At 62.9% G+C, this 24,827-nt stretch carries 17 protein-coding genes; 11 read left to right on the plus strand and 6 right to left on the minus strand.

What is annotated here, in order from left to right; all coding sequences use genetic code 11:
* Nucleotides 1-70 precede the first annotated feature (70 nt).
* The 9 genes from V4T21_RS01990 to ykgO all read left to right on the plus strand — a co-directional run bounded on the left by V4T21_RS01990 (nt 71) and on the right by ykgO (nt 11,969).
* On the plus strand, nt 71-2,554 hold the full coding sequence (locus V4T21_RS01990; RefSeq protein WP_332712294.1) for an acyl-CoA dehydrogenase: 2,484 nt from the start codon (nt 71-73) through the stop codon (nt 2,552-2,554).
* 63 nt (nt 2,555-2,617) lie between these two features.
* Nucleotides 2,618-4,579 (plus strand): 3-hydroxyacyl-CoA dehydrogenase NAD-binding domain-containing protein, encoded by a 1,962-nt coding sequence (locus tag V4T21_RS01995; RefSeq protein WP_332712296.1) that lies wholly within the window; start codon nt 2,618-2,620, stop codon nt 4,577-4,579.
* Between the two features lie 3 nt (nt 4,580-4,582).
* Entirely contained in the window at nt 4,583-5,869 is a 1,287-nt protein-coding gene (locus V4T21_RS02000; RefSeq protein ID WP_332712299.1) for an acetyl-CoA C-acetyltransferase, read from the plus strand.
* Nucleotides 5,870-6,136: 267 nt separating this feature from the next.
* Nucleotides 6,137-7,729 carry a peptide ABC transporter substrate-binding protein gene (locus V4T21_RS02005; RefSeq protein WP_440589606.1) on the plus strand — a complete coding sequence of 531 codons (1,593 nt, stop codon included), beginning with the start codon at nt 6,137-6,139 and terminating at the stop codon, nt 7,727-7,729.
* Between the two features lie 114 nt (nt 7,730-7,843).
* Nucleotides 7,844-8,767, plus strand: coding sequence for an ABC transporter permease subunit (locus tag V4T21_RS02010; RefSeq protein WP_332712302.1), 924 nt, complete (start codon nt 7,844-7,846; stop codon nt 8,765-8,767).
* Nucleotides 8,767-9,678 (plus strand): ABC transporter permease, encoded by a 912-nt coding sequence (locus V4T21_RS02015; RefSeq protein ID WP_332712305.1) that lies wholly within the window; start codon nt 8,767-8,769, stop codon nt 9,676-9,678. The genes V4T21_RS02010 and V4T21_RS02015 overlap by 1 nt, the downstream gene beginning before the upstream one ends.
* A 3-nt stretch (nt 9,679-9,681) precedes the next feature.
* Nucleotides 9,682-10,674 carry an ABC transporter ATP-binding protein gene (locus tag V4T21_RS02020; RefSeq protein ID WP_332712307.1) on the plus strand — a complete coding sequence of 331 codons (993 nt, stop codon included), beginning with the start codon at nt 9,682-9,684 and terminating at the stop codon, nt 10,672-10,674.
* A complete protein-coding gene (locus V4T21_RS02025; RefSeq protein WP_332712309.1) occupies nt 10,674-11,702 on the plus strand; it encodes an ABC transporter ATP-binding protein in 1,029 nt (342 codons plus the stop codon). The genes V4T21_RS02020 and V4T21_RS02025 overlap by 1 nt, the downstream gene beginning before the upstream one ends.
* A gap of 141 nt (nt 11,703-11,843) precedes the next feature.
* Nucleotides 11,844-11,969: a type B 50S ribosomal protein L36 gene (ykgO, locus tag V4T21_RS02030; RefSeq protein WP_332712312.1), complete on the plus strand. Its 126-nt coding sequence runs from the start codon at nt 11,844-11,846 to the stop codon at nt 11,967-11,969.
* 681 nt (nt 11,970-12,650) lie between these two features.
* On the opposite strand, the gene pyk is transcribed toward ykgO, so the two are convergent.
* Nucleotides 12,651-14,087 (minus strand): pyruvate kinase, encoded by a 1,437-nt coding sequence (gene pyk, locus V4T21_RS02035; protein ID WP_332712315.1) that lies wholly within the window; start codon nt 14,085-14,087, stop codon nt 12,651-12,653.
* The gene (locus V4T21_RS02040; protein ID WP_332712317.1) at nt 14,084-14,563 is read right to left on the minus strand and encodes a DUF1036 domain-containing protein; all 480 of its coding nucleotides are present in this window, start codon (nt 14,561-14,563) and stop codon (nt 14,084-14,086) included. The genes pyk and V4T21_RS02040 overlap by 4 nt, the downstream gene beginning before the upstream one ends.
* Nucleotides 14,564-14,795: 232 nt before the next feature.
* On the opposite strand from V4T21_RS02040, the gene V4T21_RS02045 reads away from it, so the two are divergent.
* Complete coding sequence (locus V4T21_RS02045) at nt 14,796-15,077, plus strand: DUF2312 domain-containing protein (protein ID WP_332712320.1); 282 nt, start codon at nt 14,796-14,798, stop codon at nt 15,075-15,077.
* A gap of 307 nt (nt 15,078-15,384) precedes the next feature.
* Here the strand turns inward: V4T21_RS02045 and dxs are convergent, their stop codons facing one another.
* The 4 genes from dxs to V4T21_RS02065 form a co-directional block, all read right to left on the minus strand.
* Nucleotides 15,385-17,328, minus strand: coding sequence for a 1-deoxy-D-xylulose-5-phosphate synthase (dxs, locus tag V4T21_RS02050; RefSeq protein ID WP_332712323.1), 1,944 nt, complete (start codon nt 17,326-17,328; stop codon nt 15,385-15,387).
* A 120-nt stretch (nt 17,329-17,448) separates the two neighbouring features.
* Nucleotides 17,449-19,092, minus strand: a complete 1,644-nt coding sequence (locus V4T21_RS02055) for a peptidoglycan L,D-endopeptidase MepK (protein WP_332712325.1) — start codon at nt 19,090-19,092, stop codon at nt 17,449-17,451.
* A 477-nt stretch (nt 19,093-19,569) separates the two neighbouring features.
* Entirely contained in the window at nt 19,570-21,204 is a 1,635-nt protein-coding gene (locus tag V4T21_RS02060) for a L,D-transpeptidase family protein (RefSeq protein ID WP_332712328.1), read from the minus strand.
* Between the two features lie 160 nt (nt 21,205-21,364).
* On the minus strand, nt 21,365-22,852 hold the full coding sequence (locus tag V4T21_RS02065) for a sigma-54-dependent transcriptional regulator (RefSeq protein ID WP_332712331.1): 1,488 nt from the start codon (nt 22,850-22,852) through the stop codon (nt 21,365-21,367).
* A gap of 169 nt (nt 22,853-23,021) precedes the next feature.
* Between V4T21_RS02065 and V4T21_RS02070 the strand changes: the two genes are divergently transcribed.
* Nucleotides 23,022-24,827, plus strand: a complete 1,806-nt coding sequence (locus V4T21_RS02070) for a M3 family oligoendopeptidase (RefSeq protein WP_332712333.1) — start codon at nt 23,022-23,024, stop codon at nt 24,825-24,827.

Raw genomic sequence — 24,827 nt, forward strand, 5'->3', positions numbered from 1 at the left:
TACGTCCATAGATTTATGCTCACAGCACTCGACAGGCGCCGCACGCAGCTTCGGCTAGGGGAGACGACCCATGGTTCTTGCTCTTATTGTCCTGAGCATCATCGCTTTCTTCGTCATGGCCATCCGCCAGTCGCCCCTCTGGCAGTGGGCCATCGCTGCCGCGGTGATCGGCATCCTCGCCATGCTGCGCCCGGAAGAAGGGCTGGCGTTTTCCGCCAGCGCCGGCGGCTGGATCGTCGCGCTGCTCCCCGCAATCGTCCTCGGCCTGCTCTGCCTAGCGCCCATCCGACAATTGGTCCTCACTGGCCCGGCCTATGGAATGGTCAAATCCATCCTGCCGCGCATTTCGCGCACCGAGCAGGAAGCGCTCGACGCCGGCACCGTGGGTTGGGACGCCGAGATTTTTTCGGGCTCTCCGGATTGGGACAAGCTCTTTGCCATCCGCAAGCCCGACCTCACGCCGGAAGAACAGGCCTTCGTGGACGGCCCCTGCGAAGAAGTCTGCGCGATGATCGACGATTGGGACACGCGCCACAACCGCATGGATCTGCCCCCCGAGGTCTGGCAATTTCTCAAGGACAAGGGCTTTTTCGGCATGCTCATCGGCAAAGAGCATGGCGGATTGGGTTTTTCCGCCCAGGCCCAGAGCCAGATCGTCTCCAAGATCGCCTCGCGCTCGGTCGCTGCCGGCATCACGGTCATGGTGCCCAATTCGCTCGGGCCGGGCGAATTGCTGGAAAAATACGGCACTCCCGAGCAGCAGGGCCAATATCTGCACCGCCTCGCCAAGGGCGAGGAAATTCCCTGCTTTGCGCTCACCGGCCCCCATGCCGGCTCGGACGCCGCCGGCATGCGCGATGTGGGGGTGGTGACCCATGGCGAATATCAGGGCCAGCAGGTCCTTGGCGTCAAGCTGAGCTGGGACAAGCGCTATATCACCCTCGCCCCCGTCGCCACGCTTCTCGGCGTCGCGTTCAACCTCTACGATCCGGACAATCATCTGGGCAAAGGCCAGGAGATCGGCATCACGCTCGCGCTTATTCCCGCCGATTATCCAGGCGTTGAAATCGGCCGCAGGCACATGCCTGCTCGCGCCGCCTTCATGAACGGGCCGACCTCGGGCAAGGACGTCTTCATCCCCATGGAGTTCCTGATCGGGGGTACCCAATATGCGGGGCAGGGCTGGCGCATGCTCATGGAATGCCTGGCCACCGGCCGCGCCATTTCGCTCCCTGCCATCGGCACGGTTTCGATCAAGGGCGCGCTGCGCGTCACCTCCGCCTATGCCCGCATCCGCCGCCAGTTCGGCATCGCCATCGGCATGATGGAGGGCGTGGGCGAAGCCATGGCCCGTCTGGTCAAATCGGCCTATCAGTTCGAGGCCGCCCGCGCCATGACGGCGGCCATCGTCGATGACGGCCAGAAGCCCGCCGTGATCTCGGCGGCGCTCAAATACCGCGCCACCGACGAAATGCGCGGCCGCATGGACGATGCACTCGATATCCATGGCGGACGCGCCGTGCAGGATGGGCCGTCCAATTACCTCTTTTCGGGCTATCAGACCGTCCCGGTCGCGATCACCGTCGAGGGGGCCAACATCCTCACCCGCACGCTGATCACTTTCGCCCAAGGCGCGCTCCGCGCCCACCCTTATCTGCTCAAGGAAGTCCAGTCGGCGCAAAACGCCGACAGGCGCGCCGGCCTTGCCGAGTTCGACAAGGCGTTCTCGGGCCACATCGGCTTCATCCTGCGCAACATGACCGCCTCGTGGTGGCACAATCTCACCTTTGGGCGCTTCGCGTCCTCGCCGGTCGAGCACGAGCTCAAGCGCTGGTATCGCCAGCTCCACCGCTATTCCCAAAGCTTTGCCTTGGCCGGTGACTGGACCGTGGCGTTCCTGGGCGGCGATCTCAAGCGCAAGCAGATGCTTTCGGGCCGCATGGCCGACGTCTTTTCCGACCTTTACCTGCTGTCCACTGCCCTCAAGCGCTATGAGGACGATGGCCGCATGCCCGAGGATATCCCGGTCATCGACGCCATCGCCCGCGACCGGATCGCCGCGATCCAGAAAGGTCTGGGCGAGGTCGTCGACAATTTCCCCAATCCGTTCCTCAAATTCGCGCTCGGCGTGCTCATTTTCCCGCTCGGCCGCCGCGCCCGTCCGTCCTCGGACCGCGAGAATTTCCGCCTCGCCCGCGCCGTCCTGGGCCAATCGAACTTCCGCGACCGGCTGACCCGTGGCGTCTATGTCTCCTTCGACCCCGCCGATCGCACCGGCATCCTCGAAGACGCGCTGGTCAAGGTCGAAGCCGCCGCCGAGATCGAAAAGAAGTTCTTCCGCGCCATCAAGAAGGCCCAGATCGATCGCCGGCTGGATCGCGACGCCATCGCCGACGCCGTCGAAAACGGCATCCTCACGCCCGAGGAAGCGCAAATCATGCGCGATGCGGACGAAGCGACCGATCGCGTCATCGAGGTCGATGATTTCGCACCGGACGAGCTGGCCCGTCCATCACGGCATCGGAGCGATCCGTTTACCGAGGCGGCGGAATAGGCGGTTGCGAACGGCAAGCAATCGTTCCACCCTTCCGCCGCACCAAACCAGAGGAGCTCAGCCTTGGCGCAACCCGATACGCCACAGACCCGGCACTGGCAGTTCTCAACCGATGTCGAGCAGATCGGCTGGCTGACGCTGGACGTAAGGGACAATTCGGTCAACGTCCTCAGCCGCGAGGTGATCGCCGAGCTCGAAACGCTGGTCGCCCATTTCGAAACCCTCGTCAAGGCGGGCGAACTGGTGGGCGTCGTCCTGCTTTCGGGCAAATCGGGCTTCATCGCCGGCGCCGACATTTCCGAATTCGACCAGATGAGCGACCCCGCCGTACTGCCCGAGGCGCTCAAGCGCACGCACGCACTGTTCCAGCGCATCGAAAACCTCAAATTCCCGTTCGTCGTCGGCATTTCCGGCTTCTGTGTCGGCGGCGGGCTGGAGCTGGCGCTTGCCTGCCATTACCGCATCGCCGTCGATGACGAGGCGACGCGGCTGGGCTTTCCCGAGGTCAATCTGGGCATCTTCCCCGGCTTTGCCGGCACCGGGCGCTCCATCCGCCAGGCCGGGCCGGTCGATGCCATGCAATTGATGCTGACAGGAAAGATCGTCCGCGCCAGGCAGGCGAGGGCCCTCAACCTCGTCGACAAGCTCGTCCGCCACCGCGACACGCTGCGCTGGGAGGGTCGCAAGGCGGTGCTCTCAAAGCGTAAGTCCGCCCCGGCACCCTTTGCCAAGCGCCTCATGGCGCTCGGCCCCATGCGGTCGCGGGTTGCCGAAAAGATGCGCGAGGAGGCAAGCAAAAAAGCGCCGAAAAACCACTATCCCGCCCCTCATGCTCTGATCGACCTGTTCGAGAAATATGGCGACGACCCCAAAAAGATGATCGCCCACGAGATCGACGCCTTCGTCCCGCTGATGGCCTCGCCGACGGCGCAAAATCTGCGCCGGGTGTTCTTTCTTTCGGAAAGCCTCAAGCGGCTCGGGCTCAAGGACAAGCCCAAATTCACCCGCGTCCATGTGGTGGGCGCCGGCGTTATGGGCGGGGATATCGCCGCATGGTGCGCCTATCGCGGCCTCTATGTGACGCTGCAGGATATGGATATGGAGCGTATCCAGCCCGCGCTCGACAGGGCCAAAAAGCTCTTCAAGAAGCGCCTGAAAACCAGGCAGGCCGTCGATGCCGCCATGGCGCGTCTGGAACCCGATGTTGAGGGCAAGGCCATCGGCCGTTGTGACGTGCTGATCGAAGCGGTGGTCGAAAAGCTCGAGGTCAAGCAGCAGATTTTCGCCGACGCCGAGCAGCGCCTCAAACCAACGGCGATCATGGCCACCAACACCTCCTCGATCGAGCTCGAACGCATCGCCGAGGCTCTGGACAATCCCGCCCGGCTGATCGGGCTGCACTTTTTCAATCCCGTCGCCCAATTGCCGCTGGTCGAAGTCATCCGCTCGACCCTCAATGACGATGAAGCGATCAGGCGCGGCACGTCCTTCGTCCTCGCCATCGGCAAAAGCCCGGTGGTGGTCAAGTCCGCACCGGGCTTTCTCGTCAACCGGGCGCTCATGCCCTACATGCTCGAATCCATCGACAGGGTGGAAAAGGGCGAAAGCGCGGAACAGCTCGATGCCGCCGCCGTGGCGTTCGGCATGCCCATGGGGCCGATCGAGCTCATGGATACCGTCGGGCTCGACGTGGGGGCATTCGTCGCCAAGGAACTGGGCCAGAAAATCCCCAGCGACAGCCGCTTTGCCAAATTGATCGCGGCGGGCAAGCTGGGCCGCAAGACGGGGCAGGGGTTCTACAAATGGGAAGACGGCAAGCCGGTTAAGGAAAAGCCGCCCGCCCATGGCAACCTCGAAGGGCTGGGCCGCGATCTCGTCCAGCCGCTGGTCGATACCGCCGAAGCTATCGTTTCCGAGGGCGTTGTCGAAAGCGCCGACATGGCCGATATCGGCATGATTTTGGGCACCGGCTTTGCCCCGTTCCTGGGCGGTCCCATCAAGGCACGCCAGGATGGAAGGGCTTAAGAAATGAACCAGACATTGCGCAGGGTCGCCATCGTGGGTTCGGCACGCATCCCGTTCTGCCGCGCCTACACGGGTTATGAAAACGAGAGCAATCTGTCGATGTTGGCCACGGCCATCGGCGGGCTGGTTGAAAAATTCAGTCTCAAGGGCCAGCGGATCGGCGAGGTGATGGCCGGTTCGGTCATCTCCCATTCCAAGGATTTCAACCTCGCCCGCGAGGCTTTGCTCGATGCGGGGCTTTCGCCCCATACGCCGGGCACCACGGTGCAGATCGCGTGCGGCACCTCGCTTCAGGCCGCGCTGATCCTGGCTGCCAAGATCGCCACGGGCGAAATCGACAGCGGCATCGCCGGCGGGTCCGATACGGTCTCGGACAGCCCCGTGGTCCTCGGCCCCAAAATGCAGAAGCGGATGATCGCGCTGTCGCGCGCCCGGACGGCGGGCGAAAAGCTGGCGGCCTTCAAGGGCTTCAATTTCGGTGAAATCGCCCCTGTCGCGCCCTCTACGCAGGAGCCGCGCACCGGGCTATCGATGGGCGAACATTGCGAATTGATGGCCAAGCAATGGGGCATTTCGCGCGAGGCGCAGGATCTTTTCGCCCTGCGCAGCCACCAGAATGCCGCTTCGGCCTATGATGCCGGTTTTCACGACGATTTGATCGTCTCCTGCGCCGGCATCTACAAGGACAACAATGTCCGCCCCGATACCAGCCTCGAAAAAATGGCGACCATGAAGCCCGCCTTCGACAAGCAATCGGGCAAGGGCACGCTCACCGCCGCCAATTCGACCCCGCTCACCGACGGCGCCTCCTCGGTGCTGCTGGCCAGTGAGGACTGGGCGCGCGAGCGCGGCCTGCCCATCCTTGCCTGGCTCACCATGGGTGCGGTTTCGGCCAATGATTTCGCCCATGGGGACGGGCTTTTGATGGCGCCCACCATAGCTGTGTCCGATCTCCTGCGCCGGTCGGGACTTTCCTTTGCCGATATCGATCTGTTCGAGCTCCATGAGGCGTTCGCGGCACAGGTTCTGTGCACGCTCGCGGCATGGGAAGATATCGACTACAATCAGGCCGTTCTGGGGAGGGATGGTCCGCTTGGACCCGTCCCTGTGGAAAAAATCAACGTGTTCGGGTCGTCTTTGGCGTATGGCCATCCCTTTGCCGCCACGGGTGCACGCATCCTGGGCATGACGGCCAAGATGTTGAATACGCTGGAAAAACAGCGGGCGCTCGTTTCGGTTTGCACGGCTGGCGGCATGGGCGTGGCCGCCATTGTTGAGCGGGCCGGTTAAACAGTGCTTGTCAAAGTCAATTGCGCAAGGATAGGCTCCGCTTTCAGATCAACGGGGAAAGTTTTTCCCCGTTGATCCGCATTTGAGCTGCTCCATTTCAACAAAAGAGAGCAGCCGATGGGCTGGAAGCATCACCTGGAGCGTTCCCGGCAAAAGTGGAGCTCACTTTTGCGGTTAGGGAGCGCGACAAAACAAAGATTTAGAGCAGTCTAGCGATTCGAAGAAAAGCGAGAATGCTTTAGGTTGCAGTCAAAGGAGACGACCATCATGTATCTCAAGCACGTCCTTGCGGGCGGCGTCCTTGCCGGCCTCATGGCAGTGGCAATGGCGGGTACCGCCTCGGCGGAAACACTCAACGTGTTCAACGGCGGCGAGCCGGCCTCCATCGATCCGCACCGCGTGTCGGGCGATTGGGAAAACCGCATCGTCGGCGATTATCTCGAAGGTCTGATGACCGAAGATTCGCACGCCGAGCCGATGCTGGGCCAGGCTTCCGATTACACCGTCTCCGACGATGGCCTGGTTTACACCTTCACCATCCGCGAAGATGCCGTCTGGAGCGATGGCGAGCCGGTCAAGGCCCAGGATTTCGAATACGCCTTCAAGCGTCTGCTCGATCCTGAAAGGGCGTCGGACTACGCCTATCTGCAGTACCCCATCAAGAACGCCGAAGCGGTCAACGCCGGCGAGATGGAAGCCGACGAGCTGGGCATAAGTGTAATCGATGACAAGACCATCGAATTCACGCTCGAGCAGCCCACGCCTTATTTTGTCGACGCGCTCACCCACTACACCGCCTTCCCGGTGCCTATGCATCTGGTCGAAGAGTTCGGGGATGAGTGGATTCAGCCGGGCAACATCGTTTCCAACGGCGCCTACACCATCGTCGAATGGATTCCCAACAGCTACATCCGTTCTGAAAAGAGCGAGACCTATTACGATGCCGAAAACGTCGACATCGAAGAGGTCTATTACTACGCGATGGATGATATCTCGGCCGCCTTCCAGCGCTTCCGCGCCGGCGATTTCCACATCCTGACCGACTTCCCGACCGATCAGTACCAGCTCCTGCAGGACCAGTATCCCGGCCAGGCGCGCGTCGATCCGTTCCTGGGCGTCTATTACTACGTCATCAACCACAACAAGGAGGAGCTGGCCGATCCTGCGGTTCGCGAAGCCATGTCGATGGCCATCAACCGTGACGTGATCGGGCCCAACATCCTGGGCACGGGCGAATTGCCGGCCTATGGCTGGGTCCCGCCGGGCACCGCGAACTATGATTTCGAGGGTTACGTTCCCGATTGGGCCGACCTCGAATATGGCGAGCGTGTCGCCGAGGCCGTGTCGATCATGGAAGCAGCTGGCTATTCGGCCAGCAACCCGCTGACCCTGCAGCTTCGCTACAACACCAATGAAAACCACCAGCGCATCGCCGTGGCCATCGCCGCCATGTGGGAGCCGCTGCACGTTCAGGTCGAATTGTTCAATTCCGAAGTCGCCGTCCACTACGACGCGCTTCAGAACAATGATTTCGACGGTGTTGGCCGCGCGGGCTGGCTGATGGACTATAACGATCCCATCAACATGCTCGAACTGCTGCGTTCGGACATCATCTACAACTACGGCCGCTACAACAATCCCGAGTTCGACGAACTGCTGCGCGAGAGCGCCACGATCCTCGACATGGATGCGCGCGCCGAAGTGCTGCGTGAGGCCGAAGTGATCGCCATGAGCGAAACCGCCGCCTTCCCGCTTTACTACTACGTTTCCAAGAACGTGGTGTCGCCGGAAGTCGAAGGCTTTGAATCCAACGCCAAGGACATCCACCGCACGCGCTGGTTGTCGATGTCGGAAGACTAGGTTAATATACGATTAAGCATGGCCGCGGGGCTTTGTCCCGCGGCTTTGCCGTATTGAAAAACGGGCATCGGCTGTGTTTACCGGCACCGCCCGTCAAAAGATCGGTACCTCACTATGATCAGATATGTGCTGCGCCGCATACTTGCGGCGCTCCCCATCGCGTTTATCGCGATCACGCTCTGCTTTATCGTGCTGCGCCTGGCTCCCGGCGGCCCCTTCGACGGTGAGCGGCCCCTGCCTCCGGCCGTGCTTCAAAACGTTTTGGCGCACTACAATCTCGATAAGCCCATCTGGGAGCAGTATCTGCTCTACGTTGGCGGCGTGCTGCAGGGCGATCTCGGCCCCTCGATGACGTCCTATGATTTCTCGGTCAGCCAGCTTCTGGCCATCGGGCTGCCCTTCACGCTGATGCTGGGCTTCACAGCCTTCGTTCTGGCCACCACCATCGGGGTGATCGCCGGCATCATCGCGGCGGTGAACCAGAACAAATGGCCCGATTACGCGCTGGTCTTTTTCGTCATGATCGGGGTAATCGTCCCCAACTTCCTGATCGCGGCGCTGTTGCAGCTCTGGTTCGGCGTCTATCTGCGCTGGCTGCCGGCCGGCGGTTTCCCCTATTTCTCCATCGCGCATTTGATCCTGCCGGTGATCGTCCTGTCCTGGCCACACGCGGCGCGCATTTCGCGCCTGATGCGCGGCTCGATGATCGAAATCCTGGGCACCAATTATATCCGCACCGCCAAGTCCAAGGGCATCGGCGAGCGGCTGGTGCTGGCCCGCCACGCCATCAAGCCCGCGCTGCTCCCGGTGGTTTCCTATCTCGGGCCGGGGCTGAGCTATCTGCTCACCGGATCGCTGGTCGTCGAACAGGTGTTCGGGCTTCCCGGCATCGGGCGCTATTTCATCAACGCCGCGCTCAACCGCGATTACGGCCTCGTTCTGGGCACCACGATCTTCTACGTGATCCTCATTCTCATCCTCAATCTCCTGGTCGACATCGTCTATGCGTGGATCGATCCCAAAGTGAGGTACCGCTGATGGCCGGCCTGACTGGTAAAGACACCGTGCTGACCGAGTATGCCGAGCAGCTCGAAACCCCGCAGGGCCGCTCGCTCACCCAGGATGCGCTCTATCGCCTCTCGAAAAACAAGGCGGCGATGATTTCGATCTTCGTCCTCCTGGCGATCATCCTTGCCGCCTTCATCGGCCCGTTCTTCGTGCCCTGGGGCGTGGGCGAGGTCGACTGGACCGCCATGCGCCAGCCGCCCAATTGGGAAGCTGGCCACTATCTGGGCACCGACCAGAACGGCCGCGACATGCTCGCCCGCCTCTTCCAGGGCACGCAGATGAGCATCATTGTCGCCGCCGTCGCCACCTTCGTCTCGGTGTTCATCGGGGTGATCTACGGTGCGGTAGCCGGCTATTTCGGCGGGCGGGTGGATTCGCTCATGATGCGCTTCGTCGACATCATGTACGCGCTGCCCACCATTCTGTTCATCATCATCCTTGTGGTGATCTTCGGGCGGTCGCCGGTGCTGCTGTTCGTGGGCATCGGCATGCTCGAATGGCTCACCATGGCCCGCATCGTGCGCGGCCAGACCCTCTCGCTCAAGGAGCGTGAATTCATCGAAGCGGCAAGAGCCGGCGGCGCTGGCCCCTTCACCATCATCATGCGTCACATCGTGCCCAATCTGACCGGCCCGGTGGTGATCTATGCGACGCTCACCATCCCCGAGATCATCCTGACCGAGAGCTTCCTTTCGTTCATCGGCCTGGGCGTGCAGGAGCCGCTGACTTCGCTGGGCACGCTGATCTCCAATGGCGGGCCGGTGGCCGAGGTCATGCCGTGGCTGTTGATCTACCCGGCGATCGTCCTGGTCTCCATGCTGTTGTGCCTCACCTATATCGGCGACGGCCTGCGCGACGCACTCGATCCAAAGGACCGTTGATCCATGACTGAGAATGTTTTGGAGGTCAAAGACCTCTCGGTCACCTTCCAGTTGCAGGACCGGCAGGTGCAGGCCGTTCGGGAAATGAACTTTTCTTTGAAGGCCGGCCAGACCCTTGCGGTGGTGGGCGAAAGCGGCTCGGGCAAGAGCCAGGCGTTCCTCTCCATCATGGGGCTGCTGGCCCGCAACGGCACGGCCACCGGCAGCGCCAAAGTGGCGGGCACCGAGCTCGTGGGCATGCGCCCGCGCGATCTCGACGCGATCCGGGGCAAGGACATCGCGATGATCTTCCAGGATCCGATGACCTCGCTCAACCCCTATATGCGGATCGCCGACCAGATGGTCGAGGTGCTTATCCGGCACAAGGGCATGAACCGCAGGCAGGCGCTGGAAAAATCCGAGCAGATGCTGCGCACCGTGCACCTGCCGGACGCCAAGCGCGTCATCCGCGCCTATCCGCACGAGCTCTCGGGCGGCCAACGCCAGCGCGTGATGATCGCCATGGCGCTCCTGTGTGAACCCAAGGTTTTGATCGCCGACGAACCTACGACCGCCCTCGACGTAACGGTTCAGGCCCAGATGCTGCGGCTCTTTAAGGAGCTGACCGAAAAGTTCAACACAGCGCTGGTGATGATCACCCACGATCTGGGCGTCGTCGCGGGTCTCGCCGACACCATGATGGTCATGTATGGCGGTCGTGCCGTCGAAAAGGGCACCGTCGAGGAGCTGTTCTACAGCCCCCGCCACCCCTATACGCTGGGACTCCTGCACTCGACTCCCCGCGTCGAAGCCAAGCGTAAGCGTCTCGATCCGGTCAAGGGGCAGCCGCCCAACCTCACCAATCTGCCGCCCGGCTGCTCGTTCAATCCGCGCTGCGCGTTCCGCACGGAAATCTGCGTCAAGGAACGCCCGGCGCTGATGCCGCGCACCGACGGCCGCGTGTCGGCCTGCCACCATGACGATGCCGTCAAGAATACCAACGAAAAGGTTGCCTGATGAGTGATCAAACAGGCGTATTGCTGAACGTCCAGAACCTCACCAAGCGCTTCGCCATCGAAGTGGGCCTGTTCAAGAAGCCCTTGATGCTGACGGCCGTCGACGATGTGAGCTTTACGGTCAATCGCGGCGAAACGCTGGGGATCGTAGGCGAGTCCGGCTGCGGGAAATCCACGCTCGGCCGTTGCATCCTCCAGCTCATCGAGCCCGACGACGGCAAGGTGATCTGGCTGGGGCGCGACCTCACCGAGTTCAAGAAGGACGAGATGCGCCGTGCGCGCCAGGACCTCCAGATCATCTTCCAGGACCCGCTGGCCTCGCTCAATCCGCGCATGACGGTGGGCGAGATCATCGCCGACCCCCTGCGCACCCTCAAGCCGGAGATGAACAAGAAGCAGCGTCTCGCCCGCGTGCGCGAGGTGATGGATGCGGTGGGGCTGCTGCCCGAAATGATCAACCGCTACCCGCACGAGTTTTCCGGCGGTCAGGCCCAGCGCATCGGCATCGCCCGGGCGCTGGTCACCGGCCCCAAGCTCATCTTGTGCGACGAGCCGGTCTCGGCCCTCGACGTTTCGATCCAGGCGCAGATCCTCAACCTTCTGGCCGATCTCAAGGATGAGTTCGGGCTGACGCTGATCTTCATCAGCCACGACCTTTCGGTGGTGCGCCACGTCTCTGATCGTATCCTCGTGCTCTATCTGGGCCGTATCGCCGAGCTTGCCGAATCCGAAACCCTCTACAACGACCCGCGCCACCCCTATAGCCGGGCGCTGCTTACCGCCGTGCCGATCGCCGATCCCCGGCAGGCGCGCGAGCACCGGATCGAAGGGCTGGAGGGCGAAATCCCATCGCCCATCAATCCGCCTTCGGGCTGCTATTTCCGCACCCGCTGCCCCTATGCCATCGACCGCTGCGCCGAGATCGTCCCGCCTCTGGAAGTGACCGACAACGGCTCGCAGGCTTCGTGCATCCGCTGGGAAGAAATCGCCGCCGATCCGGTCGGAACGCGCACGCGGGCGCGGAATTGAGGGCAGGGCGGAGGCTCGCAAATTGTCGTTCCCGAGCCTTCCGACTCGCGTTGACAGTTCGGGGCTTTGCCCCTATGTTCCGCCCAACTTCTTAAGCGGTGCCTTGAGCTCCGCCGATCTTTTATTGTCTGAGAGATAAAAATGAAAATCCGCAACTCGCTCAAGGCGCTCATGGCCCGTCACCGGGACAACAAGCTGGTCCGTCGCCGTGGCCGCGTCTATATCATCAACAAGGTCAACAAGCGCATGAAGGCCCGCCAGGGCTAACCTGCCGCTTCATCGGCTTTAAAAAGGCTCGCTTCGGCGGGCCTTTTTGTTTGCCGATTGTGCAAATGCGCGAAGTGTAAGCGAAGGCCCGCGGCCACACGCTCCGCCCCTCCACCTCGTCGTCCTCGGGCTTGACCCAGGGACCCACGAGGCTTCGACACCCCCAGCAGAAGTGCATCCCCAAACCCCTCCTGCATTTTCTTGCAGCGTTGCGGATTGTCGGGTCACGCCCGACAATGACGAGGAGAGATTAGCGAGACGCTCGAACCCCGCACTTGGGGCCGCTCGATGACAGGTGCACCACCATCGCCCAATCAAACCCCTGTCACCCCCCCGGCTCTCCGGCCGGGATGACTCCGTGGGTAAGGGCGCGCCGAGCTTGCCCGAAGCGGAGAGAGCTTTGGCGAACCGTTCTCCAACCTCGCTGTCCCGGGCTTGACCCGAGGACGATGCAGCGCTCCCACCTCCTCAGAGGAAGTGTGATCCCCAGCGCTCGTGGCAGCTCAGCTCACCGCCCCTGCGGGGCCTTCTCGCCTCAAGGGGAGAAGGGGTGATTGGGCAAGGCCAAAGCAGGAACTCAAACGCTGCCACGCGCTACCCTTCTCCCCTTGAGGGAGAAGGTGGGCCGGCGAAGCCGGGTCGGATGAGGGGTGCCAGCGCCTGCCGGAAGCGCAGCGTCCCCTAAGACCCCCCAGCCCCATCCTGCCCCACGAACGCAATCCGCAGCATATTGGTCGCCCCGGGCGTTCCCAGCGGCACGCCGGCGGTGATCGCCACGCGGTCCCCCGGTCGCGCCAACCCTTCCACATAAGCGATTGAGCACGCCCGATCGACCATGTCGTCGAGCGAAATCGCGTCCTCGGTCTGCACGCAATGCAGCCCCCAGACGATGGAAAGCCGCCGCACCGTCGAGAGCTTGGGCGAAAGCGCGATAATGGGTTTGGAGGGCCGCTCGCGGCTGGCGCGGATGCCCGTCGAGCCCGACGAGGTGTAGGTGACGATGGCCGCCAGATCGAGCGTTTCGGCCACCTGGCGCGTCGCCGCCGAAATGGCGTCGGCTGCCGTTGCCTCGGGCTCGGTGGCCTGGGCGCGGATGATGCCGGGGTAGAGCGCGTCCTGTTCGACCGCCTCGGCAATCCGGTTCATTGTGGTCACCGCCTGCACCGGGTAGGAGCCCGAGGCGCTTTCGGCCGAAAGCATGATGGCGTCGGCGCCCTCGAACACGGCGATGGACACGTCCGAAACCTCCGCGCGGGTGGGCACAGGCGCGGTGATCATGGATTCGAGCATCTGGGTGGCCACCACCACGGGCTTGCCCAGCCGGCGGCACATGCGGGTAATGCGCTTTTGCATGCCTGGCACCGATTCGAGCGGCATTTCCACGCCCAGATCGCCGCGCGCGATCATGATGGCGTCCGAAAGCCTGATGATTTCCTCGAGCCGTTCGATGGCCTGGGGCTTTTCGATCTTGGCCAGAACCCCGGCGCGTCCCTGGACGATCTTGCGCACGTCGATCATATCTTCGGGGCGCTGCACGAAGGAAAGGGCGATCCAGTCGATCTCCTCGGCCAACGCGGCCTGCAGGTCCGATCTGTCCTTGTCGGTCAAGACGCCGACGGCCAGAATGGTGTCGGGCAGCGAAACGCCCTTCTTGTTGGAAAGCTTGCCGCCATAAACCACTGTGGTGTTGATGGCCTCGGGCGAGATCGCCGAAACGCGCAATTCGATCTTGCCGTCGTCGAGCAGCAGCCGGTCGCCGGTCTTGACTGAGGAAAAGATTTCCGGATGCGGCAGGTAAACGCGTGTCTTGTCGCCGGGCTTGTCGGAGGCGTCGAGCGTAAAGGTCTCGTCCTTGGCCAGCATCACCGAGCCCTCGGCAAAGGTGCCGACCCGGAGCTTGGGGCCCTGCAGATCGACCAGAATGCCGATGGGATAGCGCACGACGCGCTCGACTTCGCGGATCTTGGCGACGGTTTCGCGCATCAATTCATGGCTGGCATGGCTCATATTGATGCGGAACACGTCGGCGCCGGCGCGCACGAGCTCCTCGATGACCTTGGGGTCGTTCGAGGCCGGTCCAAGCGTTGCGACGATCTTTACGCGGCGCGATCTCTTCATTGAACATCCAGACTGGTTGAATTGTTTTCGGTCAATTGCATGGTCCAATCGGTACGGCCCTGCGTATCGATTTCAAAAAATCCGGTGCGCTCATAGCCGCGCGCCAGGCAATCCTCGACGCCGAAGATGGTAAAGCTCGAATCTTGCGTGCACATGAACACCGAGCCGTCCCATGCGCCGCCGGCCATGTCGTCGACGGCGTAGAGGTAATAGTACCGCGAGCCCAGATCCCCCTGATAGACCGTCGCGCAGGCTTCCGGGTTGGCAACCCACCAGCCTTCCGATTGCCAGCCGGAATCGGCCCGATATCCGAAGGCGATGGAAATCGTGCTCTGGGTCTGGTTGCAGACCCGCAGATCGGCCAGCGCCGGCCGGGGCAGGGCCACCGACGCCGGCAGCATGACGAGGGCAGCGATCGCGAGGGTGCGGAGCATGGACGACACGGGGTTGGTTCGCGTGGGTGAAAAATGAGCCATGGTGTTTCTGATCAAGGGGTTCGCTTATGTCAATGGGCAGTGAGCTTCATGCTATTATAGGCCTTGGCGCGCTGGGCCGGGCCTGCCGCTCTAAACCGGCGGCGGGGCAAAAATAGGTTGGGGCGCATCGCGCTTTCCACACCCTTTCACGAATTTGATCACGAGCCTTGAACTCGCCCCGCCGATGGGATTGATAAGCGGCAAGGAACTTTACTTTTGGAAAGTGTGATTCATGGCTGACCACGGCATCGCGCGCGACCAGTTGCGCGCCTTCATCGAACGGATCGAACGCCTCGAGGAAGAAAAAAAGGCCATCGCCGACGATATCAAGGAAGTCTATGCCGAGGCCAAAGGGTCGGGTTTCGACACCAAGGTCATGCGCACCATCGTCCGCATCCGCAAGCAGGACCGCAACGAACGCGCCGAGCAGGAAGCCATCCTCGACCTCTACCTCCACGCCCTGGGCATGGCCGATCCCGGTTCGCAAGCCGAATACGACGAAGCGGCGGAATAAGGCCTACGGCGTGGGGATAAGGCGAAGCGGTGCCTCAAACACCTGCGCTGTCATTCCGGGTCTTATTCCCGGAATCCAGCCTCAGCGCTTCCCCATCCCCCGAGGTTTTGACACGCTCATTTCCTCCACCTCGTCGTATTCGGGCTTGACCCGGAGACCCGCAAGGTTTCCACGCAACTCAGAAGAAGTGTGTCCTCCAACCCCTCCCGCACCTGGGCAGCGTTGCGGATTGTCGGGTCACGCCCGACAATGACGAACTGAAAGGTCGGAGCAGGCCCTAGCCTGCAGGGAGAGCGACCGCCCCCCTCTAAACCGCCTCATGCCCGGCAGCCCGCAGGGCACGTAACGCGTTTTCCTGATCGCCCAGCGCCAGCAGCGCCGTTTCCACGATCCCGTTCCGGTCCAACCCCGCCTCGGCGTACATGTCGGTCTGCCCCGCCTGTTCGATATAGCGGTCGGGCATAACCAGCGGCCGGAACTTCAGCCCATGATCGAGCAGCCCGAGCTGGGCCAGCCGGGTCGCGACGTGCGAGCCGAACCCGCCGATCGCGCCTTCTTCCACGGTGATCAGCACCGCATGCCCGCGTGCCAGCCGGGCCAGCAGGTCCTCGTCGAGCGGCTTGGCGAAGCGTGCATCGGCAACCGTGGTCGAAAATCCATACGTTCCCAGCGTTTCCGCCGCCGCAAGGCATTCGGAAAGCCGCGTGCCCAGCGAGAGCAGCGCCACGGTCGTGCCCTCTTTCAAAACCCGCCCGCGCCCGATCTCGAGCGGGGTCCCGTGTTCGGGCATTTCCACCCCCACGCCCTCGCCGCGCGGATAGCGGAAGGCGATGGGGCCTTCGTCATAGGCGGCGGCGGTCGCCACCATGTGGCGCAGTTCGGCCTCGTCGCCCGCCGCCATCACCACAATGCCCGGCAGCGCCGAAAGATAGGCGACGTCGAACGAGCCCGCATGGGTCGGCCCGTCGGCGCCCACATAGCCGGCCCGGTCGATCGGGAAACGCACCGGCAGGTGCTGGATCGCCACGTCGTGGACCAGTTGATCATAGGCGCGCTGGAGAAATGTCGAATAGATGGTGCAGAAGGGTTTCAGCCCCTCGGTCGCCATGCCCGCCGCAAAGGTCACCGCGTGCTGCTCGGCGATCCCCACGTCGAATGTGCGCTCGGGAAACCGCTTTTCGAACTTGTCGAGCCCGGTCCCCGAGGGCATCGCGGCGGTGATCGCGACGATCGCCTCGTCGCGCTCGGCCTCGTCGATCAGGCTCTCGGCAAACACCGATGTGTAGGACGGCGCGTTGGTGGAGGCCTTGGCCTGCGCCCCGGTGATGACGTTGAACTTGGAAACGCCGTGATATTTGTCTGCCGCCTGCTCGGCGGGGGCGTAGCCCTTACCCTTCTGGGTCACCACATGGATGAGGATCGGCCCCGTCTCGGCGTCGCGCACATTCCTGAGCACCGGCAGCAGATGATCGAGATTGTGCCCATCGATCGGCCCGACGTAATAGAACCCCAGCTCCTCGAACAGCGTGCCTCCGGTCCAGAACCCCCGCGCATATTCCTCGGTCTTGCGCGCCTTGTCCTTGATGAAGGGCGGCATCACGCTTTCGACGAATTGCTTGGCGGCGCCGCGCAGCCCGCGATAGGCGGGGCCGGATACCAGCCGCGCCAGATAGGCGCTCATGGCGCCCGTGGGCGGGGCGATCGACATGTCGTTGTCGTTGAGGATGACGATCAGCCGGGCGTCCATCGCCCCGGCGTTGTTCATGGCTTCATAGGCCATGCCCGCCGAGATGGCGCCGTCGCCGATCACCGCGATCACGTTGCGCTTTTCGCCCTTGAGCTCGGAGCCCACAGCCATGCCCAGGCCCGCCGAGATCGAGGTCGAGGAATGGCCGGCGCCGAAGGGATCGTACTGGCTTTCCCCGCGCTTGGTGAACCCGGAAAGCCCGTCCTTCTGGCGCAGCGTGCGGATGCGGTCGCGCCGTCCGGTCAAAACCTTGTGCGGGTAGGCCTGGTGGCCGACGTCCCAGATGATCCGGTCGTTGGGGGTGTCGAAGACATGGTGCAGCGCCACGGTCAGCTCCACCACGCCCAGCCCGGCGCCCAGATGCCCGCCGGTCACCGAAACCGCGTCGATCACTTCGGTGCGCAGCTCGTCGGCGAGCGTCGTCAGCTCCTCGCGCTTCAAACCCTTGAGGTCGGCGGGCGAGCCGATGGTATCGAGCAGCGGAGTGGCTGGTTTTTCGGACACTTGGGTTGCCTTGTGAACGCTGTGTGAGGGCGGCGTAACCGTATTGTCACATTTTCGGGTCGCGCCCGCCTGATGTAGTCAGGCGGAGGCTTTTTGGCAACCAAAGAGGACCGAACTGTGTCAGTTGGCCTGCGGATCGTAGTGGACCCAGATGGTCTGGGCCGGCCCGAACGTGCCGCTCGACTGGCCCACCGACGCGGTGCGGGTGAACCCGGTGGCCGCAACGATCTCCTCACCGCCCGATCCGGCGCTCGAAGCCTCGCCCGCAAAGGCGAAGTGATCGCTCGAAAGCGCCGCCGGCGCCAGAAGCGTATCGGTCACCGTTTCGAGCTCGGGGGCGAACAGCGTACCCTCGGCAACCGTGATGGTGCCCATGGCGTTTTCGGTCGCCGTGTCGATACCGGCCGGCTCGTCGGCAGGCATGGCGGCGTTTTCGAACAGCGAGGCAAAGGCGTCGAGATCGGTTTGCTGGCTCGATGAAGCAGCCTCGATGGCCGCATCGAACCCGGCGCGCAGCGGCACTTCGGGGGCAGCAGTCTGCGGATCGATCGCAGCGGTGACGGCGGGCGTGAACTGCGGACGCGGCTGGGGCACCGGCGCTTCCTGGATCGCGGCGATCTGGAGCGTGCCCCCGCCCGTGGGCGCATAGGCCGAAGGCGTTTCGGCGCGCAATTCGGCCAGGGCGCGAGACATCGAGGGCGGCAGCGGCGCGTCGTCGATTTCGCCGGTGTCGGCCATGGCGACCTGCCGGGTCATTTCGGCGGCGTCGATCACCTGGAAGGGGATCGTTTCGGGCACGGCCGGCCCATCGGCCACCATGGTTCCGGCGATGAGGTCGGCGGGGCGGACCGGCGGGGCAGGGGGCTCGGCGGAAACCTGCTGCACCGCAGCGACCGAAGCCGCCGGAGCCGCAGCCGCCTGTGCCGGCGCGGCGGCCGCCACGGCAACCGGAGCGGCCTGCTGCTGAGCCGCCGGCTGTTCATTGCCGCCGGTGATCATGTCCCAAAGCGTGCGCGGGCGGTTGCCATCGGCCACCTGCACCGCGCCATTCATCGAAGCGCCGGCGTTGCAGGGCACGCGGTGGCAGCGCTCCCATTCGGCCTGGGCGACCTGATAGCCTTCCTGGGAGAGCACACGTCCGTTGGAGGGGATGTGCAGCGTGCGGCCATCGGGAAAAATCTCGCGCAATTGCGCCTCGGTCATGCGCGGCCAGGCGCGCACCGAGCCGGTGTCGAGATGGACGAACGGGCTGCCCGATGTGGGATAATAGCCGACCCCGCCCACCTGAATACGCATGCCCAGCGCGCGAAGCGTCGAGATCGGCACGCCGGGAATGTAGAAATCGATCGCCTTGCCCTTCATGTGCTGGGAATTGTCGGCGACCCCAGAAGAATTGGAGGCCAGCATCGCGTTGGTGGCCGGCGAGCGATAGGCGGAAACGATATGGATGGGCTGGCTGGCGCCGGCCTGCTGATAGACTTCCCACAGCACGTCGAACAGCGCGGGGTCCATCTTGGCGGGCTCGTTGCGCCGCCAATCACGCAAGAACACGTTCAGCCGTTCGAGCGCCGACTGGACGAAGCGTCCGTCGCGCTTATAGACGATCCTGATCGTTTCCTTGGTGTGGGTATAATAGAGATAAAGCTCGCGCTCATTGGCTGCCTGGGCCGGCACGATCATCGCCAGAATGGATGCCAGTGCGATGGTTGAGGCCAGAACGGTCCGCATGAAACGGTTGACTGAACTCGATACACTACGCGTCACGCCGCTTTGCCCGTATTTGATTTAAAACCCGGCGGCACCCTACCAGCAACCCCTGCGAGAAACGTTAACGCTAACGGGAAGTGTACGTGCCCCTGTGCCTTGCCCATATCCGCCCAAGCTGAGGGCTAAAGGCGGCGCGAGAATGGCGAAATTGTTACCGAAGGCTTAAAGGCGGAGAAAATCCACCTCCCCCGCACGCCGATGCGTCGGCGAAAGACACAACCGCCAGAAACATACCCCGACCCTTCCCCACTCCCACCGCCGTCACCCCGGGTTTATCCCGGGGCAACAAGTGGGTGTTTGAGGGGAGAAGGGGGCTCTCTTGGTTAGCTCCAATCCTTCCCCAACCTCAGCTCCCCTTCTCCCCTGGTGGGAGAAGGTGGCCGCGAAGCGGTCGGATGAGGGGGGCGCTGAGCTGCCGCAACCTCATCGTCAGATGGAGAGCAAAGAAAGCCACCGGAGCGGCAGCCCGGCCCCTCACAACCCCAGCATCTCGATAATCGCCGCGTTATGCCCGTAAAGATCGCCAAACGAGCGCACCGTCCCATCCGCCCCCACCCGCAGGGTGAAATAGGTGAGATGCACGGGCACCTGCCGCTCCATGTTGAACCAGCGCTCGCCACCCCCCAGCGTATTTTCCAGCGACGCCACGGTAATGGCGGGCTCGTGTTCGAGCAGCGCTTCGGCAAAGCCGAACGGGTCCTCGACCCGCACGCAGCCATGGCTCAGCGCCCGCATCGAGCGCTCGAAAAGATAGCGCGCGTTGGTGTCATGCAAATAGACGTCATGGCTGTTGGGGAAGAGGAATTTCACCTGCCCCAGCGCGTTGGACGTCCCCGGCTTCTGGCGCACGCGGAACATTCCCGGCGTGGCGCGCGACCAGTCCACCATCCAGGGGTCCACGGCGCTGCCCTGATAGAGCAGTTCCATGTTCTGGCTGGCGATGTAGTTGGGATTGCGCGCCACCTGCGGGAAGATTTCCGCGCGCAGGATCGAGGAGGGCACGTTCCAATAGGGGTTGGTCACCACGTGCCGGATCATGTCGGAAAACAGCGGCGTCTGGTTTTCCGCCGTGCCCACGATGATGCGCGTGTTCCACACCGAGCGGCCGTCGCGGTTCACGTCGAGACGGAATTCGGGAATGTTGACGAAGACGTTGAATTCGCCCAGATCCTCGGGCATCCAGCGCCAGCGCTCCATATTGGCAACGATATCGGCGCGGGTTGCTCCATTGGCCCCGTTGATCGCGGCAACCGTCGCCGGCCCCACAACCCCATCGGGGTTGAGGCCCATTTCCTCCTGGAACGCCTCGACGGCGGCGGCCAGGGCTTCGTCATAGATCGCGGGATCGGCGCCGGGCGCCAGCGTCACATCCATCCGCTCGCGCAGCATGGGCACGCGCAGATCGGTCATGCCCAGTTTGATCAGCTTGCCCTCTCCGATGGGCGGCAGATCCTCGATTTCACCTTCATAGTGCTCAGCCAGAAGCTCGCGCAGCGCGCCGAATTCGGGATGGGTCGGGTGATAACCCATCAGCACCACCGCCGGATCGGAAGCCTCGGCCAATGCGGAAAACAGTTCGGCCTCGTCCACCGGCTTGGGGTCGAGGTCGATAAAGCCCGACACCGTGCGCGGATCGAGCCGGCCCGAATGGGCGTCATTGGCGTAGCGCAGAATGGAGGCTGAAAATTCAGCTTCGAGCGCGGCCAGCGCATCGGGATCGTCCCCGGCGTCCAAATCCAACCCGTCGGTCATATAGTCGGCCGGGTCGAGCCCTTGAAGATGGGCCTTTTCGAACAGCGAGACGATCTTTTCGGCGGCATCGGAAAAGACGATGCCGTCATCGGTTTCATTAAGCCACAGCGGCTCGAAATGGCGGGCGCCGTAGAAATAATAGAGCCGGTCGGCATCGGCCTGTTCGCGGCTGCCCGAGGCGTCGGCCATCGCGGCGCGCAGTCCGTCGCGTATCGTGGTCGCCAGTTCCGTCTTGGGCGGGGCGATCAGGATGCGCGTCGCCTCGACGCCGTTGACGACGACCGTCTCATAGGCAAACGCGCCCGAGGAAAGAAGGGAAACAGACGCTACCGCTCCCAAAAGGAGCCTTTTGAACACCAAGCCCAAATCGTCCACCATGCCGCACCAAGCCATCCGCGCATCCGTCCGCCCGTCCGGCGAATCTTTGTGCGCGCAATGATTAAATTTTATCGGCTTTGCCGAGTCCCGCAAGCAAGGTGCCGCGGGCGTGATCTGCAATCCCCAGGCGTTGCGGCATTCAGGCAACATGTTGCGCTCCCATGGCTTCCAGCCCATATTCCTTGAGCTTGCGATAGAGCGTCGAGCGCCCGATGCCCAATTGCCGCGCCACCTGCGCCATGCGCCCGGCGTTGTGGTCGATGGCAAAGGCGATCAGTTCGCGTTCGATTTCGGCCAGCGGCAGAAGATTACCGGTCCCGTCGATAAACCTGTCGGGCACCGCCACCGGGGTTGGGTCGGGCAGGCGGGGCAGGGCCATTGCATTGTCGATGTGGATCGGCTCGGCCGGCGTAAACCCGGTCGCCCGGTCGGCAAGCGCCGCCTCGCGCCCCTTTTCGGCGACGAGAATCTGGGGAAAGTCCTCGGGCTGGAGCACCGGGCTTTCGGCCAGCACTACGGCGCGGAAGATGGCGTTTTCGAGCTGGCGGATATTGCCCGGCCAGTCGAAAGCCATCAGCATGTCGAGCGCCTCGGGCGCGATCGCAATCACCCGCCGGCCTTCCTCGGCCGCGAAGCGGGCGATGAAGTGGTCGACCAGCGCGGGGATATCGTCCTTGCGCTCGCGCAGCGGCGGCAGGTAGACGGGAAAGACGTTGAGCCGGTAATAAAGGTCCTCGCGGAACGCCCCGTCGCGGGCGAGGTTCAAAAGCCTTCGGTTGGTCGCCGAAATCACCCGCACGTTGACCTTGACCGGCTTTGCCGCCCCAACCGGCTCGATCTCGCCCTCCTGAAGGGCGCGCAACAATTTCACCTGCGTTTCGAGCGGCAATTCCCCAACCTCGTCGAGAAACAGCGTCCCGTTATGGGCCTCGCGGAATTTCCCCGGCGCGTCGGCGGTCGCCCCTGTGAAGGCGCCTTTGACGTGCCCGAACAGGGTCGATTCGACCAGGTTTGCCGGGATAGCTCCGCAATTGACCGTGACGAAGGGCTTGCCCGCCCGCTCGCCCGACCCTTGTATGGCGCGGGCCAGCAGCTCCTTACCGGTGCCCGATTCCCCTTCGATCAGCACGGGAATGGTGCTCGCCGCCGCCTTTTTCCCCAGCGTCATGGTCCGGGTCATGGCCGGGCTTTTGGTGACGATATGGGCGAAGGAAAAATGGCCGTTTTTCCGCGCCCGCTCGGCCTTGAGGCTGGATTCGAGCGTGCCGAGCTTTAGGGCATTGCGCAGCGAAATGGTGATCCGCTCGGGCGCCACCGGCTTGACGAAAAAGTCCACGGCCCCCAGCCGCATGGCCGAAATCACGGTGTCGAGCGAAGTCTGGGCCGTCTGGACGATGACGGGCAGCGCGGTTCCCCGGCGCTTGAGCGCTTCGAGCACGCTCATCCCGTCCATTTCGGGCATCACCATATCGAGGATCATCGCCCCGATACCGCCGGTCCTGGCCAGCACGTCCAGCGCCTCGGCGCCCGAATGTACGGCCAGCGGGATAAACCCGGCCTTTGCGACCACTTCCGAAGTCAAACGAGATTGAATGGGATCATCGTCGACGATCAGAACCTTATGCATAAGCGAAAGCCACTTCCCCAATATTCTGGGCACTCCCGCGAATCGTGGTGTGCCGATTTGGGTCAGGCTAGGCCCGATCTTTTAACAGGGCTTTAAGCAAGGCCCTCGCCTTGGCAGCCGCCGGTCGCCCCGATAAGGTGCGCGCCAAATCAAACCAAGCGGAGTATCCATGTCCTCTCCCGCCCCGCAATCGACCCACAACCAGTTCGGCCAGCTTCCCGAATGGGATTTGTCCGACCTTTACCCCGGCGTCACCTCGCCCGAGCTCGCCGCCGACCTTTCGTTCCTCGAAACCGAGACCGCCGGGTTCGAGGCCGATTATAAGGGCAAGCTCGAAGCGCTGGCCCGTGAGGGCAGGCTGGTCGAGGCGGTCGGGCGCTATGAAAAGCTCGATGAGGTCATGGGCCGGCTGGGTTCGTTCGCCTATCTCAACTACGCCCAGAACACCGGCGATGGCGACCGCGTCAAATTCCTGGGCGACACGCAGGACAAGCTGACCACCCTGTCCACCCGTGTGTTGTTCTTCACCCTCGAAATCAACCGCATCGAGGATGCCGTCCTCGATGCCGCGTTCGAGGCGAATGCCGACCTTGCCCGCTATCGCCCGTGGTTCACCGAGTTGCGCAAGGCGCGTCCGTATCAGCTCGAGGATCGCGTGGAAGAGCTTTTCCACGACAAATACGTCACCGGCCACGCCGCCTGGAATCGCCTGTTCGACGAGACCATGGCTTCGCTCGAATTCGACGTCGCGGGCGAAACTCTGGGGCTCGAACAGACCCTCAACCTTCTCTCCGACAAACAGGAAGGCAAGCGCTCGGCCGCCTTTCATGCGCTCAGCGCCACGCTTACCGAAAACAAGAAGCTCTTTGCCCACATCACCAATGTGATGGCCAAGGACAAGGAAATCGCCGACCGCTGGCGCGGCTATGAAGATGTCGCCGACAGCCGGCACCTTGCCAACTCGGTCGAGCGCGAAGTTGTCGACGCGCTGGAAAAATCGGTCCGCGAGGCCTATCCGCGCCTCTCGCACCGCTATTACCAGATGAAAGCCAAATGGTTCGGCAAGGACCAGCTCGACGCCTGGGACCGCAACGCGCCGCTCCCCACCTCCGACGACCGCATCTTCGATTGGGAGACGGCGAAAACCACCGTGCTCGACGCCTATGGCCGCTTCTCGCCCAAGCTGGTCGAGATCGCCCAGCCCTTTTTCGACAGCGGCTGGATCGACGCCGCCGTCAAGCCCAACAAGGCGCCCGGCGCCTTCGCGCATCCGACCGTCACCACGGCCCATCCCTACCTCATGCTCAACTATATGGGTCGCACCCGCGACGTCATGACGCTGGCTCATGAGCTCGGCCACGGCGTTCATCAACGCCTTGCGTCAACACAGGGCGAATTAATGGCCTCAACACCACTGACATTGGCCGAAACAGCCAGTGTTTTCGGTGAGATGTTGACCTTCCGCGCCATCCTCGACGCCACGATCGACCCCCGACAGCGCTTCGCTTTGATCGCGTCCAAGATCGAGGACATGCTCAATACCGTCGTGCGGCAGATTTCGTTCTATACGCTGGAGCGGAAGATCCACCTGGCACGCCGCGAGGGCGAGCTAAGGCCCGAGGAAATCGACGCTTTCTGGATGGAAACCTCGCGCGAGAGCCTCGGACCGGGCATCCGGCTCAACGATGGATATGAAGTTCTCTGGAGCTATATCGGCCATTTCATCCACGCCCCGTTCTATGTCTATGCCTATGCTTTCGGCGATTGCCTTGTGAACTCGCTTTACGCACAGTATGAGAAGTCCAGCGAGGGTTTCGCCGAAAAGTATTTCGAGATGCTCAGCGCAGGAGGCTCCAAACATCACTCCGAGCTTCTGGCGCCGTTCGGGCTGGATGCCCGCGACCCGCAATTCTGGTCGCTGGGGTTGTCCATGATCGAAAGACTCATTGACGAACTCGAAAAAACGCAGCCCTAA

This window comes from Pelagibacterium mangrovi (assembly GCF_036662815.1).
Lineage (GTDB): Bacteria > Pseudomonadota > Alphaproteobacteria > Rhizobiales > Devosiaceae > Pelagibacterium > Pelagibacterium mangrovi.